Here is a 16,443-nt window from a genome sequence, read left to right as displayed (position 1 = left end):
GTGTCAGCCGTCGGCCGCCTCGTGGAGGGCGGCGCGCAGCGCCTGGAGGCTGTGCGGGTTGGCGAGGGTGGACAGGTCGCCGGGGACGTCCTGGGTGACGCAGTCGCGGATGAGCCGGCGCATCACCTTGCCGGTGCGGGTGCGCGGCAGTTCGGGCAGGGCGACCACCCGGCCGGGCCGGAAGGCGGGTCCGAGCGCCTCGGCCACCCGCGCCCGGATCCGCTCGGCCTCCGGCGCCGACAGCGTCCCGGACGCGGGCACCACGAAGCACCACAGGGCCTCGCCCTTGACCGGGTGGGGCACCCCGACCGCCGCCGCCTCGGCCACGGCGGGGTCCTTCAGCGCGGCCTCCTCGACCTCGGCGGGGCCGAGCCGTTTGCCGGCCACCTTCATCACGTCGTCGAGGCGGCCGTGCACGAACCACTCCCCGTCGGAGCGGGACACCAGGTCGCCGTGCGACCACCGGCCGGGTCTGCGGCCGAAGTAGGTGCGGGCGAACCGCTCGGGTGCGCGCCACAGGCCCCGGGTCATGCCCGGCCAGGACTGGCGCACCACCAGCTCGCCCAGCTCGCCCTCGCCCGCCTCGGCGCCGTCCGCGTCCTCGATGACCGCGTCGATGCCGAGGCACGGCCCGGTGAAGCCGCACGGGGTCTGGGGGACGGTGGGCGCGGACGCCAGGAGCGAGCCGCCGACCTCCGTACCGCCGCTGATGTTGATGACGGGGCAGCGCCCGCCGCCGACCTCCTCGAAGTACCAGCGCCAGGCGGCCTCGGTCCAGGGCTCGCCGGTGGAGCCGAGGACGCGCAGCCCGGACGCGGCGGGCCCCGGGGCGCCGGTGGCCATCATGGCGCGCGCCAGACTGGGCGAGCTGCCGAAGACGCTGACCCGGTGCTCCTCCAGGAGCCGCTCCAGCCGGTCCGGGCCCGGATGGTCGAGGGCGCCCTCGTACGCGAGGACGCAGGCGCCCGCGAGGGTGCAGCCGATGACGACGAGGGCGAACATGATCCACCCGGGGTCGGTGACCCAGAACGCCACGTCGTCGGGGCGTACGTCGAGGTTGTAGCGGACCTCCGAGCCGACCTGCACGGGGAAGCCGCCGTGGGTGTGGACGGCGCCCTTGGGGCGTCCGGTGGTGCCGGAGGTGTACAGCAGGAGGAAGGGCGCGCCGGCCGCCAGCGGAACCGTCTCGGCGGGCTCGGCCTCGGTGAGCGCCCGCCAGGCGGTGGTGGCGACGGCCGCCGTCGGCGCGGTGCCGGGCGGCTCGTCGACGACCACCAGGTGGGCCACGTCCGGGACCTTCTCCGCCGCGGCGCGGGCGACCGGCAGCATCTCGTACCGTTTCCCGCGCCGGGTGGTGGCCCCGGCCGTGACCAGCACCCGGGCCCCGGCGTCGGCGAGGCGCACCGCCAGGGCGTCGGTGCCGAAGCCGGAGAACATGGGGACCAGGACCGCGCCGATCCGGGCGCAGGCGAAGAGCAGCAGGAAGGCCTCGGGACCGGGCGGCAGATACCCCGCCACCCGGTCCCCTTCCCCCACTCCCAGGCCGCGGAGTCCCGTCGCGACCCGGGCGCTCAGGCGCGCCGCCTCGCGGTAGCCGAGGCGTCCGCGTGTGCCGTCCTCGCGCTCCCACCGCAGCGCGGTGGCGTCCGGGCGCCCGCGCCGCACGTGGCGCTCCAGACAGGAGTCGACGAGGTTGGTGCGCCCGCCGGGGAACCAGCGGGTGGCGGCGATCCCGCCGCTGCCGTCGCGGGCGCAGAGCGGCTCCTCGTGCCAGACGATGCCGATGTCGCGGGCGGCGGCCGTCCAGTACCACTCCGGGTCGGCGACCGAGCGGGCCTGCAACGCCCGGTAGCCGTCCAGGCCGTGGGCCCGGCAGAACCGGGCGACGTTGCTGTGCTCGGTCAGCTCCCGGCCGGGGTACCAGGCGTACTCGCCCATCTCACGCCTCCGGGTTCTCGACGAGCGCGGCGATGCCCTGGCCGCCGCCGACGCACAGCGCGACGACGGCGAACCGCCCGCCGGTGCGGCGCAGTTCGTGGGCGGCCTTGAGGAGGAGGATCGTGCCGGTCGCGCCGACCGGATGGCCGAGCGCGATCGCCCCGCCGTTGGGGTTGACCCGCTCGGGGTCCAGCTTGAGGTCGTCGAGGACGGCGAGGACCTGTGCGGCGAACGCCTCGTTGAGCTCGACCACCGCGATGTCGCCGGCGTCGAGCCCGGCGCGCCGCAGCAGCTTCCTGATGGCCCCGGCGGGCGCGAAGCCCATGATCTCGGGCTCCAGCGCGGTGACCACCACATCGCGCAGCAGACACAGCGGGACCGTTCCCGCGCGCAGGTCCGTGACGCGCGTCAGCACCACGGCGGCGGCCCCGTCGTTGATCCCGGCCGAGTTCCCCGCGGTGACGGTGCCGTCGGGGATGAAGGCGGGGTCGAGCCGGGCGAGGCGCTCCGCGGTGGTGCCGGGACGCGGGTGCTCGTCCTGCTCGACCGTGCCGTCCGGGGTGGGTACGGGGACGGTCTGGGCGGTGAACCGCCCCTGTGCCAGGGCCTCGGCGGCCCGCTGCTGGCTCCCGGCGGCCCAGCTGTCCTGGCGCGCCCGGGAGATGGCGAACCGCGCGGCCACCGCCTCTCCCGTGAGCCCCATCGGGCCACCCGAGAAGGGGTCGGTGACCAGCGAGAACGTCCCGTCGATCCGCGGCTCCCCGGGGAGTTCGTCGGCCGCCCGCTCGCCGTAGTCGAGCAGCGGCTGACGGGTCATCGACTCGTTGCCGCCGGCCACCATGACCTGCGCCTCGCCCAGCGCGAGCGTCTGGGCCGCGGACCAGACGGCCTGGAGGCCCGAGCCGCACAGCCGGTTGACGTTGTACGCGCGGACCCCGGTGGGCAGTCCGGCGGCCAGGGCCGCGCGCCGCGCGTTGAAGGCGTCCGGCCCGACCTGGCCGACGCAGCCGAGGACGACCTCGTCGACGGTGTGCGGGTCGACGTCCGCGCGCAGCAGCGCCTCCCGGATCACCAGGGCGCCGAGCCGGTGCGCCGGGACGGACCGCAGCGCCCCCTTGAAGCGGCCCACGGGGGTGCGCGCCCCCTGGACGACGGCGATGTCGGACAGCATCGGATGTCCCCGCCCCTCTGGCCGGTCGACGACCACTGGTGGAGGTGGAGGGCCGCGCCCTCCCTGCCGGACTGACGGAACGGCACCGTTCCGGCTCGTCGGCGTGAACGTACACCCGCCCGTAACGGAACGCAACCGTTCCGTTCCGTGTTAGTCTCCGATCATGACCGCCCTCCCCGACCACGACGTGCGCCACGACGGCGACGCGCGCCGCCCGCCCGCGGGCGCGGGTGTGCTGCGCGAGTCCGTGACCGAGACGATCCGCCGCGCGATGTTCGAGGAGTTGGCGGAGTCCGGGTACGCGCGGATGTCCATGGAGGCCGTGACACGCCGCGCGGGGGTCGGCAAGGCCGCGCTCTACCGGCGCTGGCCGTCCAAGGAGGCCATGGTCGTCGAGCTGGTCTCCGAGGCGGCCGCCGCCCACATCCCGACGACCGGCGACTCGGGATCGCTCCACGGCGACGTCGAGCGGTTCCTCCGCGAGACCCTGAGCGCGCTGCGGCACCCGCTGGTGGGCCGGATCATCCCCGACCTGCTGGCCGAGTCGGCCCGCAGCGCCTCGCTCCACGAGGCGCTGCACCTGGCCGTCCTCGGCCCGCGCCGCGCGGCCGTCGCCACCCTCCTGGACCGCGCGGCGCTCCGGGGCGAACTGCCGCCCGGCATCGACACGGCCCTGGCCACCGACCTGTTCGGCGCGCCGCTGTACTTCCGCGTGCTCGCGGCGGGCGGCCCCACCGACGACGCCTATGTCACGCGCCTGACCCACGCCGTCGTGGCGGCGGTCGCCGCGAGCCGCTGACCGCCGGGCGCGCTCACCCCGGCAGCGGCGCCGCCTCCATGTCGCAGCATCCGCCGCGCCGCATCAGCCGCCCCACCGCCAGCCACGCCTCGTCGGCGTCGGCGTCCTCGTGCCGCTCCGGCGGCTCGAAGTCCGGCGGCTCGAAGGCGGCCACCAGCTCCTCGGTCTCGTACGGCACTCCGCCCCGCAGCACCGAGACGGTCCGCACCAGCGCGTCGAAGTCCTCGAACGGGTCGCCGTCCACCACCGTCAGATCGGCGATCTTCCCCCGCTCCACGGTCCCGAGGTGCCGCTCGACCCCGAAGAGGCGGGCCGGGAGCACGGTCGCGGTGCGCAGCGCCGCCGCCGGGGAGAGCCCGCCGCGGTGCAGCGCGCGCAGCCCCAGGTGGAGCGAGAGGCCCACGGGCACGATCGGCGCGTCCGTGCCGAGCGCGACCAGACCGCCCGCCGCGAGCACCCGCCGGTAGACGTCCGTCTCGGTGCGCAGGGTGGCGAGCTGGGCCGCGGTCGGCGGCACGCCCGCCGACTGCCGTACCGCCGCGGAGTCCCACGGCGGCATCACCACGGTGACCCGGGGATCCGCCGCGAGAGCGGGGTCGGCGCCGATGAGCGGCGCCGAGGTGAACGGGGTGGCGATGAGCGCGAAGTTCACCCCGCGCGCCGAGTAGACCTCCACCACGTCCTCGTACGCGTGCCCCGACGCGGTGGTCGCGTGTCCGAACTCGGCACGCTGGGTCGCCTGGAGATGGGTCGTCAGGTCCTGGCCGAGCTGGACACCGGGGGAGAGCAGATGGCTTCCACAGCGCACTCCGATGCGCTCGTGGGCGAACCGCGCCGCCTCCTCCATCACCCAGCTCGGCGCCCGTACATAGGTCTTGACGAAGTCCCAGTCGAGTGCGGCGGCCCGCTCCAGCGTCCGCCGCAGCCCGTCCCGGGTGCGATGGGCGCGCCCCATGCTGTACGCCACCCGGGAGCCGTCGAGCAGCTCCCCCGTGGTCAGCAGCCGGGGCCCGGCGAGCTGCCCGGCGGCGACCGCCTCGCGGATCCTGGCCTGTTCGTACGCGAACCCGCCGAGGGAGACGGCGGTGGTGATCCCGTAGGTGAGCTGGCCCACCGTCTGACGGCCGCCGTAGGTGCTCTGCCAGGGGTGGGTGTGCGTGTCCCACAGTCCGGGCACGACCGTACGCCCCGAGGCGTCGATCCGCCGCAGCGCGCCCCGGCCGGCCCGGTGCGGCTCGACGGAGGCGACGCGCCCGTCCCGCACGACGATGTCGACGTCGTCCCGGACCGTCTCGCCCGTGCCGTCCCACAGCCGCCCGGCGTGCACCACGGTGTCGGCGGGCGCGGGCCGGCGCGCCTCCAGGGGCACCCGCACGGTGCGCGCCGGCCCGCCGTCGACGCCGATGAGCCGCAGGCGCGAGCCGGACAGGTACAGCAGCGTCCGGGAGTCCCCGGACCAGGAGGGGTGGTCGGCGGGCTCGTCGGTGAGGGTGCGCGGCGGGCCCTGCGGGGTGCCGTCGGGGGCGACGGGCAGCAGACAGAGCGCGGACTCGACGATCACCGCCATCCAGCGCCCGTCCGGCGACCAGACGGGCCCCGAGTCGTACCGGTCGGAGAGGGACGCGTGCGGCGCCACCGCGTGCAGTCGGGCGGTTCCGGCCTCGGTGTCGACGACCCGGATGAGGTTGTAGCCCTCCCTGAAGCGCGCGTTGAGGCGGTTGCGGTCGCAGAACGCGAGATGGCGTCCGTCGGGCGACCAGCTGGGACGGCCGGGCAGACCTCCGCCGCCCAGGGGCGCGGCCAGGACGCGTTCGGCGCCGGAGGCGAGGTCGCGCAGGAGGAGGCGGCCGGTCATGTCGAAACAGGCGAGCCGTGTGCCGTCGGGCGAGAGCGCGGGCAGATGGATGCCCCGCACCGGCCGCACCCGGCCCTCGCCGAGGTCGTACTCCTTGACCCGGTACCGCGGCCGCTCCACGGGCAGCACACCCTCGAACGGGATCGCCTCCGCGGCACCGGGCCGTTCCGGCCGTACGAGGGTGAAGCGTCCGTCGACGGTCAGGAGCAGCTCGCCCGCCGCCGTCCAGCGCGGCGGCACGGGCGCGACGTCCCCGGCGACGGCCACCGCTTCACCGTCGACGACGAGCACGCAGGAGCCGTTCGGCGCGGCCGTGGTGCGCAGGTACGCGAGCCGGCGGCCGTCGGGCGCGAGCGCGGGGCACATGACCTGCGCGGCCGCGGTCTCCGTGTGCACGACGCCGACGGGCCCGGTTCCCTCCGCCGCGACGGCGGCGACGGTCCGCGCCTCCACTCCGAGCCCCAGCGCGGTGGTGACGACCTTGGCGCGCACGAACAGGACGCGTGTCCCGTCCGGCGACCAGGTGGGGTCGAAGTCCTCCCAGGCGCCGTCCTGGAGCGGACCGTCCTGGCCGGGGAGCCCGGTGAGCCGGGTGAGCCGGCCGGTGCGCAGGTCCAGCACATGGACGCGGTACGCGCCGCCGGCCACCGGGTCGCCCGCGCGCTCGGACGCGAACGCGATACGCGTCCCGTCGGGCGACCAGGACGGCCCCCGGTCGTCCCACGGACCGTCGGTGCGCCGGCGCAGGTCCGAGCCGTCCGGCCGCATGGTCCACACGTGGTAACCGCCGCCCCGGTAGGCGCAGAAGGCGATCAGCGACCCGTCGGGCGCGTGGACGGGCCGCACCGGTTCCAGCCCGGCCGGGGTGAGCGGCACGGCCTCGCCGCCGTGCCGGGGCAGCGACCACAGCACGCTCTGGACCTCCGCGACGAGCCGGTCCCCGGCGGGCGACAGGCTCGCGGAGCCGTTGGTGGCCGCGCCGAACGACAGGGAGAGCCCCGCGCGTCGACGGGCCGCCGCGGGTGTCGTCCCGACGGCGGTCACGGCCCCGGCGGCACCGGCCGCGGCGAGCAGTTGGCGACGGGAGAGGGAACTCGCGGCGGGGCCGCCGGTGTCACGATCCATGCCCCCACACGCTGGCGCACCACGCTCCCCAGCGGCAACGGTGCCATTCCGGCCAGACGGGCGACGGTCAGATCCGCCAGGACCGTATCCGGTCGGCCGCGTCGTACGCGTCGGTGTGGCCCGCGTCCATGTCACGGGCGAGGTCGATGAGGGCGCCGTAGGGGGCGTCCAGGCCCTCGCCCGCCGCGTTCATGTACGCCACGACCACGGCCGCGCCGAAGAGCGCGTTGCGGGCGGGCAGCGGGCGCAGACGGATGATCGCGTGCATCAGGGCCCCGGCGCGCCAGGAGTTGTCGACGGTCGCCTCCACCCGGGGGGTGTTGACGCGGTGGCGGCCGACGGCGGCCACCAGGCCGGAGAAGTCGTGGACGGTGGGCTGTTTGGGCAGCACTTCCGTCTGGCGCTCCAGCAGCCAGCGGATGTCGATGTGGAACTCCACCGTCAGGCGGCCCGCCCCGAGGTGTCCCCCCGGCCGGGCGCGTCGTCCGGGAAGGCCGCGTCGAACGCGTCGCCCTGTTCGGCGATGAAGGAGCGGAAGACCTCGGCCGCGCCCTCCAGCCGTGGATCGCGCACCGCCTCGTACGCCGCCTGTGTGATGAGCGCGGTCACCGTCGACCCCTCCGCGGCCGCGCGCTCCTTCAGCAGCGCGTGCAGATGCTCGTCGACGCGGATCGTCACCGACTTGGACATGCTTTGACCGTACCGCAGGGCGCGCGGCGCGGGACCGCCTCGTCCGAAACGGTCCCGGCGCGCGGGCGCCCGCCGGGCAAGTCCGGTCCGGACGTCAGCCGTTCGCCGCGTACCGCCAGAAGTCGTTCATCGCGTCGGGGAGCGGGCTGGGGCCGGTCAGCTCCAGCTGGGTGAGCAGGATCGTGACCGTGCCGGTGGAGGGGACGATGTGCGAGGCCGTGCCGGTGCCGCCGATCCAGCCGTACCGGCCCGGCACGTTCCACGGCTCCCGCGGCTCGACGTCGACCGAGCCGCCGAAGCCCCAGCCCTGGCCGAGCAGGAACAGCTTGCTCCCATCGCGCTGGGCCGGGGTGAGGTGATCGGTCGTCATCTGCCGTACGGCGGCCGGCGACAGGACGCGGCGGCCATCCAGCGTCCCCTCGCCGAGCAGCATCCGGGCGAAGGCGTACACGTCGTCGACGGTCGAGACGAGGCCGCCCGCTCCGGACGGGAAGGCGGGCGGGGTGCTCCACTGGCCGTCCTGGGGGTCGACCAGTTCGAGCCCGCCGCGGTCGGCGCTCCCGGCCCGGTAGTACCCGGTGAAGCGGCCCAGGTCGGCGGCCGGGACCGCGAACCCGGTGTCGGTCATGCCCAGCGGCTCGAAGATCCGCTCGGCCAGGAAGTCGGGGAGCGGGAGCCCGCTGACCCGGGCGGCCAGCACGCCCTGGATGTCCGAGCACGCGTTGTACAGCCAGGCCTCGCCCGGCTGGCACAGCAGGGGGATACGGCCGAGCGCCGCCATCCACGCGTCCGGGGCCGCCACCGCCTGCGGCTGCGGGGGGCCCTGCAGCAGTTCGGCGAAGAGCGGCGCGACCGCCGGGAGCGAGAAGTCGTCCGGGAAGCCGTAGCCCGCGCGGAAGGTGAGCAGGTCCTCCACCGTGATGGGGCGGGCGGCCGGGACCACGTCGTCGAGGGGGCTCTCGGGGGTGCGCACCACCTTCGGGGACGCCAGCTCCGGCAGCCACCGCGCCACCGGGGAGTCCAGCGCGATCCGGCCCTCGTCGACCAGCGTCATCACCGCCGCCGCCATGATCGGCTTGGTCAGCGAGGCGACACGGAAGATCGAGTCCCGGGCCATCGGGGTGCCGCCCCCGGCGTCGGTGGAGCCGACGGCCGCCACCTCCACCCGGCCTCCCCGCGCCACCAGGGCCACGGCCCCCGGCGCGCGGCCGTCGCCCACGTGCTTGCCGAGGATGTCGTGCAGCTCGCTCATCGGTCCGCCTTCACAAAGTAGGTACTGGGCAGTCGGAAAGAAGACCGCCGGCCGCCCCGAAACTCATCGGTCCCGCCGCCGCAGCACCAGCGCGACCCTTCCCACCTGCGCAGACGGCTAGGATCACAAGGATTTTTCACCACGGGGAAGGAAGACGACCGGTGCGCGTTCGGGGCAGGGGCATCGCGCTGGCGACCGCGGGAGCGGCGCTGGCGGTGATGCTGGCGGGGTGCGGAAGCGGGGAGTCCGAACACGAGGCCGCGGGCGGCGGTTCGGGCGCGCCCGAGCCGGAGCGGGGCGAGGGCGAGGGAGCGCCGGGCAAAGGGGCGGGCGCGGGGAGCGGCGGACGGGCCGATGTCCGCGCCGCGTTGACGGCCGCGGCCAGGAAGACGGGCGAGCAGAACTCGTACAAGACGCTCCAGAGCGGGGAGCCGGGCGCGGGCCGCTCCGAGATGGTGTTCCAGAAGTCGCCGTCCGCGAGCGTCATCAAGGCGTGGAACACGCCCTCCAAGGCGAACCCCAGCGGCTTCACCCAGGTGATCTCGCTCGGCGGGAAGACCTACATCCACACCGACGACGTGCCCGGCAAGAGCTGGTACACGATGGACGACACCGCCGACACCGCCGACACCGACGACACCGGCGGGGACAAGGGCTCCGGCGGGCCGCGGGCGGCCGGGTACGTCCCGGAGTTCGCGGGCGCGCTCGCCGCGTCCACGTCCACCCGGCGCGTCGGGGAGGAGCGGGTCGGCGGGCGGGCGGCCGACCACTACCGGGGCACGGTCGTCATGGACGAGCTGGCCGCCTACACCGGGCCCGCCATCGACCGGCGGGTCCGCGACGGCTATGTCGCCTCCTCCCGGCAGCAGGGCATGAAGTCGGTCGTCATCGACCTGTGGGTCGGCAAGGACGGACTGGTCCTCAAGTCCCGTGAGGCCGGGCGGGGTCCGATGGGGACCGAGCTGCTCGTGGAGGAGTACTCGGACTTCGGCGCGGTCCCGCCGATCACGGCGCCCGCGGCGGACACGGTCGCCACCTGGAAGGAGTTCGTCGACGGCCTGTCGCAGCGGTCGTAGGCGGCAGGGACGCGCGTGAGGGGTGCCGCCCGGCCGGGCGGCACCCCTCGGTCGTCGTGGACGGGGATCAGCGGTTGAAGACGCTGGTGCGGCTCCCTTCGACGACCGCCGTGCCGTCCAGCGGTGCCTGGTTGGCGAGTCCGCACAGCTGCGCGGGCGTCAGACCCGCCAGCGCCTTGAAGTCGCGGTTCAGATGCGCCTGGTCGTAGTAGCCGCACGCCGCCGCGAGTTCGGCGAGCGACTTGTGCGAGCCGTACGGGAGCGTCAGCGCCCGCTGGAACCGCAGGATCCGGGCGACCGACTGCAACGGCAGACCGATCTGCTCCCGGAAGAGCACCTGGAGCCGGCGCCCGCCGCGGCCGGTGGCTCCGGCGAGTTCACCCAGCGTCATCCCGCCGTGGCGGGCGCTGAGCCTGCTCCACGCCTCGGCGACCACGGGTGACGGCGCGGGTCCGTCGGCCAGCAGGCTCGCCAGGGCGTCGTCGAGGAGCGTCCAGCGGGCCTCCCAGTCGGGCGCCGCGGCCAGCCGTTCGGTCAGCCGCTCCGTCCATCTCCTGCCCAGCAGCTCGTCGGGGTGGACGGTCTCGTTGGCCAGGTGGTGCATGGATATGCCCAGGCACATATAGGCGCCCAGCGGAGTGAAATCCACTTCGACGGCCTGCCCCGAGCCCCGGTACCCACCGAGGACGGGTGAGGTCCGCAGACCTCCGACCAGCGAGTACCACGACCCGCCCGCTCCGCGGTCGGCGGCGTCGAACAGGTGCAGCGGGTCCCCCCAGCCGACGATCAGCGTCACCGTGGCGGCGGGCAGGGTCAGCCGCGCGGGCATGCCCCCCGGTGTGCGCCGGCCCCGGTACTTGACCACCTGGCCCCGCAACCAGTCGGGCGCCGCTCGTTCCACACTCTCCCCTCGGTCTTCGGTAATCAAGGATGCTTTGGCCTCCACCTGCAACCCTCTCCTCACCATGCGCGTGTTCCGCCGACCGGAATCCGGCAAGGCAGTGCGCCTTCTTACAAGACCAGCGGTCGGCCTCGGCAGCAGTCTGGGATGGCACAGGCAGTGAAGGCCAGGAATGGACGAACCCCTGGCCGAATATCGGCCATCACCCGAGGCCGGGCGCATATGCCTCTGGTCTACGGCCAGTCGGGCGGTGGTACGGACGGCCCGGCGCGGGCCGGTCCGTCTCCCTGCTGCCACCCGCCCACGGGGGTGGCGGGTGGCAGCAGGAGGGCGGACCGCGCCGGGGGAACCGCGCGGCCGAGCCCCGGCGTCCTCCCCGGCGTCCGGCTGATCACCGCCTGCCGCACGGAGGACGTCCCCCATGGCCGCACCGGCTGACCGCTACCTCTACCTCGCCCGCCACGGCGAGGCCCTGCCCGACGAGAGCGGACTGACGGAGAACGGGCGCCGCCAGGCCGTCCTCCTCGGCCGGCGGCTCAGGGGCAGCCCGCTCTCCGTGGTGCTGCACAGTCCGCTCACGCGCGCGGAGCAGACCGCGCGCCTGATCCACGGCGAACTCGACGGCGTCCCCCTGGAACCGTCGGAACTCGCCGGCGACTACATCCCCTACGTACCGCGCGCCGAGGAACTGCCGCCGCGGTGGGCCGAGGGGATGCTCGACCGGCTCGCGCACTACCCGGCGGAGATGCGCGAGCGGGGGCGGGAGCTGGCGCCCGCCGCGCTGGAGCGGTTCGCGCGGCCCGCCGAGGGGGACGGACCGCGCCACGAACTGGTCGTCACCCACAACTTCCTCATCGGCTGGCTCGTCCGGGCCGCCCTCGACGCCCCGGACTGGCGCTGGCAGGGCCTCAACCACGCCAACGCGGCGCTGACCGTGATCCGTTACGCGACCGACCGCCCCGCCTCCGTCGTCTTCTTCAACGACATGGGCCATCTGCCCCCGGAGCTGCGCTGGACCGGCTTCCCCCCGGAGTTCCGCGTCTGAGCGGCGCCACCGCGGCCCGGCGGTGCCGTCGGCCGTACGCCCCCGGTGGGCGGTGAGCGCGGATGGCCGGATTCCGGGCGGCGGTACGCCCATGCCGTCTGCCTATGATCGTTTCGGAGATCCGGGCGGGGCGCCGATCCGGCGACCGGGGTACCGGCTCGGCGCGACCGCACACGACCACGGAGGCTGAACGGGCATGGCTGAGCGACAGGTTGTCATCGTCACCGGAGGCGGGACCGGGATCGGCGCCGCCACCGCCCGGCTGCTGGCCGACGCCGGACACCGCGTGGTCGTGGCCGGGCGCCGGCCCGAGCCGCTGCACAAGGTCGCCGAGGAGACCGGCGCCCTGGCCCACCCCTGCGACATCGGCGACCCCGAGGCCGTCCAGGGCCTGGTGGACGCGGCCCTCGCGGCGTACGGGCGGCTCGACGGTCTGGTCCTCAACGCCGGGACCGGACGCAGCGGGGCCGTCGGTGACACCTCCGTGGAGGACTGGGAGCTGGTGATGCGCACCAACCTCACCGGCCCGTTCCTGCTGCTGCGCGCCGCGCTGCCGCAGCTGGTCGAGGCCCGCGGCTCCGTCGTCGCGGTCGCCTCGGTGTCCGCGCTGCGCAACGGGGTGGGCAACGCCGCCTACGCCACGTCGAAGGCCGCGCTGCTCCAGCTCTGCCGCTCCCTGGCCGTCGACTACGGGGCGCGAGGACTGCGGGCCAACACCGTGTGCCCGAGCTGGGTGCGTACCGAGATGGCCGACCGGCGCATGGCGCGGTTCGCCGAGGAGGCGGGCCTCGCGGACATCGACGAGGCGTACGAGACGGCCACGCGGCTGCTGCCCGCCCAGCGCCCGGGCGAGCCGCGCGAGGTCGCCGAGGCCATCGCGTGGCTGCTCTCCCCGGCCGCGTCGTTCGTCAACGGCGCGACGCTCACCATCGACGGCGGGGCGACGGCGCTCGACCCCGGGACCGTGCCCTTCGGCTACCGCGTCGAGCGGCGCGGGGAGGCGACCTGACCTGCGGGGACCGGCCCCGTCGGCCGCCGGGGTCGGCCTCTCAGGCCAGGCCGGTCAGCAGCTCCTCGCGGCTGTTGACGCCGGTCTTGCGGTAGATCGCCTTGAGGTGGTCGTTGACCGTGTGCGGCGACAGGTCGAGCCGGCGGGCGATGTGCTTGGTGGGCAGGCCCTGGAGCACCTCCCGCATCACGGTCCGCTCCCGGGTGGTGATCCCGTACCAGACGGAGACGGTCGGCAGCAGCAGCCGGCCGGCCGCGGGCTGGATGGTGACGGCCACCGCGCCCGGCTCCGGGCCTTCGAGCAGCTGCCCGTGGAGGGCGATCCAGCCGTCGCGGGTGGGGACACGGCTGAGCGCCTGTCCGCCCGCCCGGCGCGCGAGGTGGGCGATGTTCCAGACGGTCGCGGTCAGATCGCGCTCCCCCACCGGGTCGGCGACGGGGCCGAGCAGCCGCATCCACTCGTACGCCGAGGGTGTGGCCGAGGCGACCTTGTCGTCGGCGCCGACGACCGCGACGCCGGGCGAGAGGCCGTGGCGCGACGGCCGCAGCGGGGCACTGGCCACGAACCGCTTCAGCACGGCGGCGAGCGGTTCGGCGAGCGTCTGCGCGTGCGCCGCCTCGGCGGCCGAGAAGGGCCGGTCGTCCCCCTCCCGTACGAGGATCAGTCCGCCCCAGGCCACCCGCGCGTGGGTGAGCCCGATGCGCATCTCGGCGCAGGACCCGTCGGGGACGCTCACGTTGCGCAGGCGCACGCGGTGGCGCCGCCCCGCCGGGACGGCCCGGGACGGGTCCGCGGCCGGCCGCTCGGCCGCGGAGCCGTCGAGCGCCGTCCGGCGCGAGGCGGCCTCGCTGTAGTCGTGTTCCTCGGTGAAGAGACAGCCGGATCTGTTCGGCGGGTCGAGTCCGGCCAGCAGGTAGCCGTCGTGCGGCACGATCCGCGCCAGCTCGTCCGAGAGCGCCCGCCCGAGGTCCGGGACGGTCGCGGCGGCCGACGCCTGGGCCGACAGGGCACGAAAAATCGCTTCAATTCCCCCGGTCACCCCACGAGCGTAGCCCGTGGGGGTCGCGCGATCGCGGCGATTACGGTGGGTCCATGGTCATCCCACCCGAGACGCCGCGCCGGAGCGCACGTCGCCGCCCGGTTGCCCGGATTTCGGACAATTCACGGGCGGCGCGCCGTGGTTGCCAGGGCCGCCCCGGCTCGCGGTCAGGGGCCCGAGACCAGGTTCACCACGTTGCGGGCGGAGTTGGCGGTGCCTCCGTTGTTGTTGATGACGTGGTTGATCGTTCCCGTACCGCCGAGTGAGACCGTCACCATGTCGTGGAAGCGGACGCCGGCGGTGTTCGGCGCCTCGAAGGCCCGCTCGGCCACCACCGACGGGTTGGCGTTGAAATAGCAGTAGCTGCCCAGGCCCCACGCCTCATGGCTGGTCACCGAGCTCGCGACCTGGTAGGCGTCGTAGCCGCGGGTGGAGCCGTTCATCCACGCGGACTGGTTCGGCGGGTCGTAGGGCATCTCGTTCTGGAAGAAGTACGTACGGCCGCCGTCGCCGTTCCAGATCACCTGGTGCTGCTGGTAGTGCTCGACGAACAGGCCGTACATCGTCACGGCGGTGCCGTTGACGACCAGTCCGTTCGCGGCCGTGTTGCTGGCCCAGCCGACGCCGCTGCCGTGGTCGGCGCGCCACAGCCACATGTGGTCGCCGATCACGTCCGAGCTGTTGATCACCAGGCTCTGGGTGGCCCGGCCGACGCCCGCGCCGCCGACGCGGAAGAAGACGTCGTGCAGCGAGGTCGGGTCGGCGGTGTGCCGGGCGGTCGCGCCCGGGGCGCCCACCCGCATCAGGAGCGCGGAGTTGGTGGGTCCGGCGTCGATGAGCAGTCCGGCGACCTTGACGCCGTCGACGTCGGCGACGTTCATGGCGGTGATGCCGTTGTCGGGTATCAGGGTGGCCAGGCCCAGGCCGAGGACGACGGTGTCCGGGCGGTTCACCTCGATGGTCTGGTTCAGGTGGTAGACCCCGGGCGTGAACAGCAGGTTCTTGCCCTGCGCCAGCGCTCCGTTGATGTCCGCCGCGGTGGCGCCGGGCTTGACGACGAAGAACTGGCCGATCGGGAGCGAGGTGCCCGCGGGGGTGCCGCCGGCCCAGGTCGTGCCCTGGGTCGCGGTGCGCAGCGCGGGCACGAACACCTTGTACGCGCCGGCCGCGTCCACGTACAGGAACGGCTTCTCCCGGGTCACCGGGCTCTGCGCGACCGTGGTGTAGGGCGGGTTGGGGAAGGTGTTGGCCGGGGCGTTGGTGTCACCGACGAAGACCATGTTCCAGTTCGAGCCGTTCCAGCTGCCCCACTGGCTGTTGCGCGAGAGCCACTGCTGCTGCGAACCGGACCGGACCTGTCCGTCGATCCTGGAGTCGGCCATGAACCCGCCGCTGGACCAGCCGCCGTCGTCCAGCTGGAGGTTGCCGCGCACATGCATACGGCGGTACGGAGCGGCCTGCGAGACGGCCCAGCGGTCGCTGCCGCCGGTGGGGGTGACCGACAGGTTCTCGGCGGAGCGCCAGAAGTTCTGGGTGGCGTTGCCCTGGAACCAGTCGGCCTCGGCGTGCACGGCGCCGTTGATGGTCACCGCGTCCGGGGTGAGGCCGAGCCCGGCCACCTGGGTGTAGAAGCCGACGTTGGCGTCCACGGTGTAGCTGCCCGGCTTGAAGAGCAGGGCGTAGCGCTGGGCCCCGAACTGGTTGGACTCCTGCTGGCCGAAGACCTGGTCGAGCCTGCTCTGGACGGTGGCCGGGGACATCGACGGGTCGAAGACGGACACATGGGGTCCGAGGTCGGGGTCGCCCCCGCTCGGCGGCTGGCTGTCGACGGCGCTGACCTGGAACGACTGGGCCGTGCTGCCGTTGCACGCGTACTGCTGCACCCGTGCCCCGTCGGCGGTCGAGGCGCCCGGGACGTCGAGGCACTTGCCGCTGTTGCGGTTGACGAAGTGGTACCTGCCGCCCGCCTCCTCGACGGGCTTCCACTGCTGGTTGCCCCCGCCGCCGTACGTCCAGAGCTGGACCGGCGCCCCGTCGGCGGTGGAGACGTCGGTGACGTCCCAGGACTTGGCGGTGTCGTTGCGGCTGTCCACCCGGACATAGCCGTCGCCGGTGGCCTGGAACCGCCACTGCTGTGCGGTGGTCGTGTTGCAGGCGTACTGCTGGACGGCCGTGCCGTCGGCGGTGCCGGCCGCCGCCGCGTCCACGCACTTGCCGCTGTGCTGGGCGGACACGGTGACCCAACCGGTGGGCAGGGTCGCGGCTTCGGCTCGGGGGGCGGTGAAAACACCGGTGGTCAAGGAGGCGGCGAGCGCCCCTGCGGCCACCAGTGAGGCTGCTCTGCCACGCGCGCTCCGACGGTCGGGCGGAGTGGGGGTTGCGGGAATGGTCATGGCCTCACCCTTTCTTCAAGGCGTGAAGTTAGGGCTCCCTCATGAACACGTCAATGGTTCAGACCTCGAACGTCTGGTCTGAACCAGGGGCTTGACAAGCTGTTACCTCACCCCTTAAGTCATGGGATGAAAGAAGAGGGTTCCGCCGAG

General features: G+C 74.3%; 13 protein-coding genes. 4 read left to right on the top strand and 9 right to left on the bottom strand.

The window, feature by feature from the left end:
* Nucleotides 1–3 precede the first annotated feature (3 nt).
* Both AC069K_RS00550 and AC069K_RS00545 read right to left on the bottom strand, forming a co-directional pair.
* Nucleotides 4–1,938, bottom strand: a complete 1,935-nt coding sequence (locus AC069K_RS00550) for an AMP-binding protein (protein ID WP_478610614.1) — start codon at nucleotides 1,936–1,938, stop codon at nucleotides 4–6.
* A gap of 1 nt (nucleotide 1,939) precedes the next feature.
* Nucleotides 1,940–3,109, bottom strand: a complete 1,170-nt coding sequence (locus AC069K_RS00545; protein WP_478610612.1) for a thiolase family protein — start codon at nucleotides 3,107–3,109, stop codon at nucleotides 1,940–1,942.
* 163 nt (nucleotides 3,110–3,272) lie between these two features.
* On the opposite strand from AC069K_RS00545, the gene AC069K_RS00540 reads away from it, so the two are divergent.
* Complete coding sequence (locus AC069K_RS00540; RefSeq protein WP_358835012.1) at nucleotides 3,273–3,908, top strand: TetR/AcrR family transcriptional regulator; 636 nt, start codon at nucleotides 3,273–3,275, stop codon at nucleotides 3,906–3,908.
* 13 nt (nucleotides 3,909–3,921) lie between these two features.
* Here AC069K_RS00540 and AC069K_RS00535 read toward each other — a convergent pair whose 3' ends face one another.
* From AC069K_RS00535 to AC069K_RS00520, 4 genes are all read right to left on the bottom strand, one after another.
* Entirely contained in the window at nucleotides 3,922–6,888 is a 2,967-nt protein-coding gene (locus AC069K_RS00535; RefSeq protein WP_478610609.1) for an amidohydrolase family protein, read from the bottom strand.
* A 67-nt stretch (nucleotides 6,889–6,955) separates the two neighbouring features.
* Nucleotides 6,956–7,327, bottom strand: coding sequence for a toxin Doc (locus tag AC069K_RS00530; protein WP_358835010.1), 372 nt, complete (start codon nucleotides 7,325–7,327; stop codon nucleotides 6,956–6,958).
* A 2-nt stretch (nucleotides 7,328–7,329) separates the two neighbouring features.
* Complete coding sequence (locus tag AC069K_RS00525; protein WP_358835009.1) at nucleotides 7,330–7,578, bottom strand: type II toxin-antitoxin system HicB family antitoxin; 249 nt, start codon at nucleotides 7,576–7,578, stop codon at nucleotides 7,330–7,332.
* A 94-nt stretch (nucleotides 7,579–7,672) separates the two neighbouring features.
* Nucleotides 7,673–8,830: a serine hydrolase domain-containing protein gene (locus tag AC069K_RS00520; RefSeq protein ID WP_478610606.1), complete on the bottom strand. Its 1,158-nt coding sequence runs from the start codon at nucleotides 8,828–8,830 to the stop codon at nucleotides 7,673–7,675.
* 161 nt (nucleotides 8,831–8,991) lie between these two features.
* Between AC069K_RS00520 and AC069K_RS00515 the strand changes: the two genes are divergently transcribed.
* A complete protein-coding gene (locus AC069K_RS00515) occupies nucleotides 8,992–9,906 on the top strand; it encodes an SCO4651 family lipoprotein (protein WP_478610604.1) in 915 nt (304 codons plus the stop codon).
* A 67-nt stretch (nucleotides 9,907–9,973) separates the two neighbouring features.
* Here the strand turns inward: AC069K_RS00515 and AC069K_RS00510 are convergent, their stop codons facing one another.
* Complete coding sequence (locus AC069K_RS00510) at nucleotides 9,974–10,807, bottom strand: helix-turn-helix domain-containing protein (protein WP_478610603.1); 834 nt, start codon at nucleotides 10,805–10,807, stop codon at nucleotides 9,974–9,976.
* Between the two features lie 421 nt (nucleotides 10,808–11,228).
* Between AC069K_RS00510 and AC069K_RS00505 the strand changes: the two genes are divergently transcribed.
* Complete coding sequence (locus tag AC069K_RS00505; RefSeq protein WP_365112375.1) at nucleotides 11,229–11,852, top strand: histidine phosphatase family protein; 624 nt, start codon at nucleotides 11,229–11,231, stop codon at nucleotides 11,850–11,852.
* Nucleotides 11,853–12,048: 196 nt separating this feature from the next.
* On the top strand, nucleotides 12,049–12,861 hold the full coding sequence (locus AC069K_RS00500; RefSeq protein WP_478610600.1) for an SDR family NAD(P)-dependent oxidoreductase: 813 nt from the start codon (nucleotides 12,049–12,051) through the stop codon (nucleotides 12,859–12,861).
* Nucleotides 12,862–12,901: 40 nt separating this feature from the next.
* On the opposite strand, the gene AC069K_RS00495 is transcribed toward AC069K_RS00500, so the two are convergent.
* Both AC069K_RS00495 and AC069K_RS00490 read right to left on the bottom strand, forming a co-directional pair.
* Nucleotides 12,902–13,900, bottom strand: a complete 999-nt coding sequence (locus tag AC069K_RS00495) for a helix-turn-helix transcriptional regulator (protein WP_478610598.1) — start codon at nucleotides 13,898–13,900, stop codon at nucleotides 12,902–12,904.
* Between the two features lie 167 nt (nucleotides 13,901–14,067).
* On the bottom strand, nucleotides 14,068–16,293 hold the full coding sequence (locus AC069K_RS00490) for an RICIN domain-containing protein (RefSeq protein ID WP_478610596.1): 2,226 nt from the start codon (nucleotides 16,291–16,293) through the stop codon (nucleotides 14,068–14,070).
* Between the last annotated feature and the right edge of the window lie 150 nt (nucleotides 16,294–16,443).

The organism is Streptomyces sp. NPDC043908 (genome assembly GCF_056435525.1).
This window is presented reverse-complemented; position numbering and strand designations above follow the sequence as displayed.

Excerpts from the sequence above, each read along its gene's own strand:
- AC069K_RS00490 (WP_478610596.1), bottom strand. The coding sequence starts at position 16,293 with ATGACCATTCCCGCAACCCCCACTCCGCCCGACCGTCGGAGCGCGCGT.
- AC069K_RS00505 (WP_365112375.1), top strand. The coding sequence starts at position 11,229 with ATGGCCGCACCGGCTGACCGCTACCTCTACCTCGCCCGCCACGGCGAG.
- AC069K_RS00545 (WP_478610612.1), bottom strand. The coding sequence starts at position 3,109 with ATGCTGTCCGACATCGCCGTCGTCCAGGGGGCGCGCACCCCCGTGGGC.
- AC069K_RS00520 (WP_478610606.1), bottom strand. The coding sequence starts at position 8,830 with ATGAGCGAGCTGCACGACATCCTCGGCAAGCACGTGGGCGACGGCCGC.
- AC069K_RS00525 (WP_358835009.1), bottom strand. The coding sequence starts at position 7,578 with ATGTCCAAGTCGGTGACGATCCGCGTCGACGAGCATCTGCACGCGCTG.
- AC069K_RS00540 (WP_358835012.1), top strand. The coding sequence starts at position 3,273 with ATGACCGCCCTCCCCGACCACGACGTGCGCCACGACGGCGACGCGCGC.
- AC069K_RS00550 (WP_478610614.1), bottom strand. The coding sequence starts at position 1,938 with ATGGGCGAGTACGCCTGGTACCCCGGCCGGGAGCTGACCGAGCACAGC.
- AC069K_RS00535 (WP_478610609.1), bottom strand. The coding sequence starts at position 6,888 with ATGGATCGTGACACCGGCGGCCCCGCCGCGAGTTCCCTCTCCCGTCGC.
- AC069K_RS00500 (WP_478610600.1), top strand. The coding sequence starts at position 12,049 with ATGGCTGAGCGACAGGTTGTCATCGTCACCGGAGGCGGGACCGGGATC.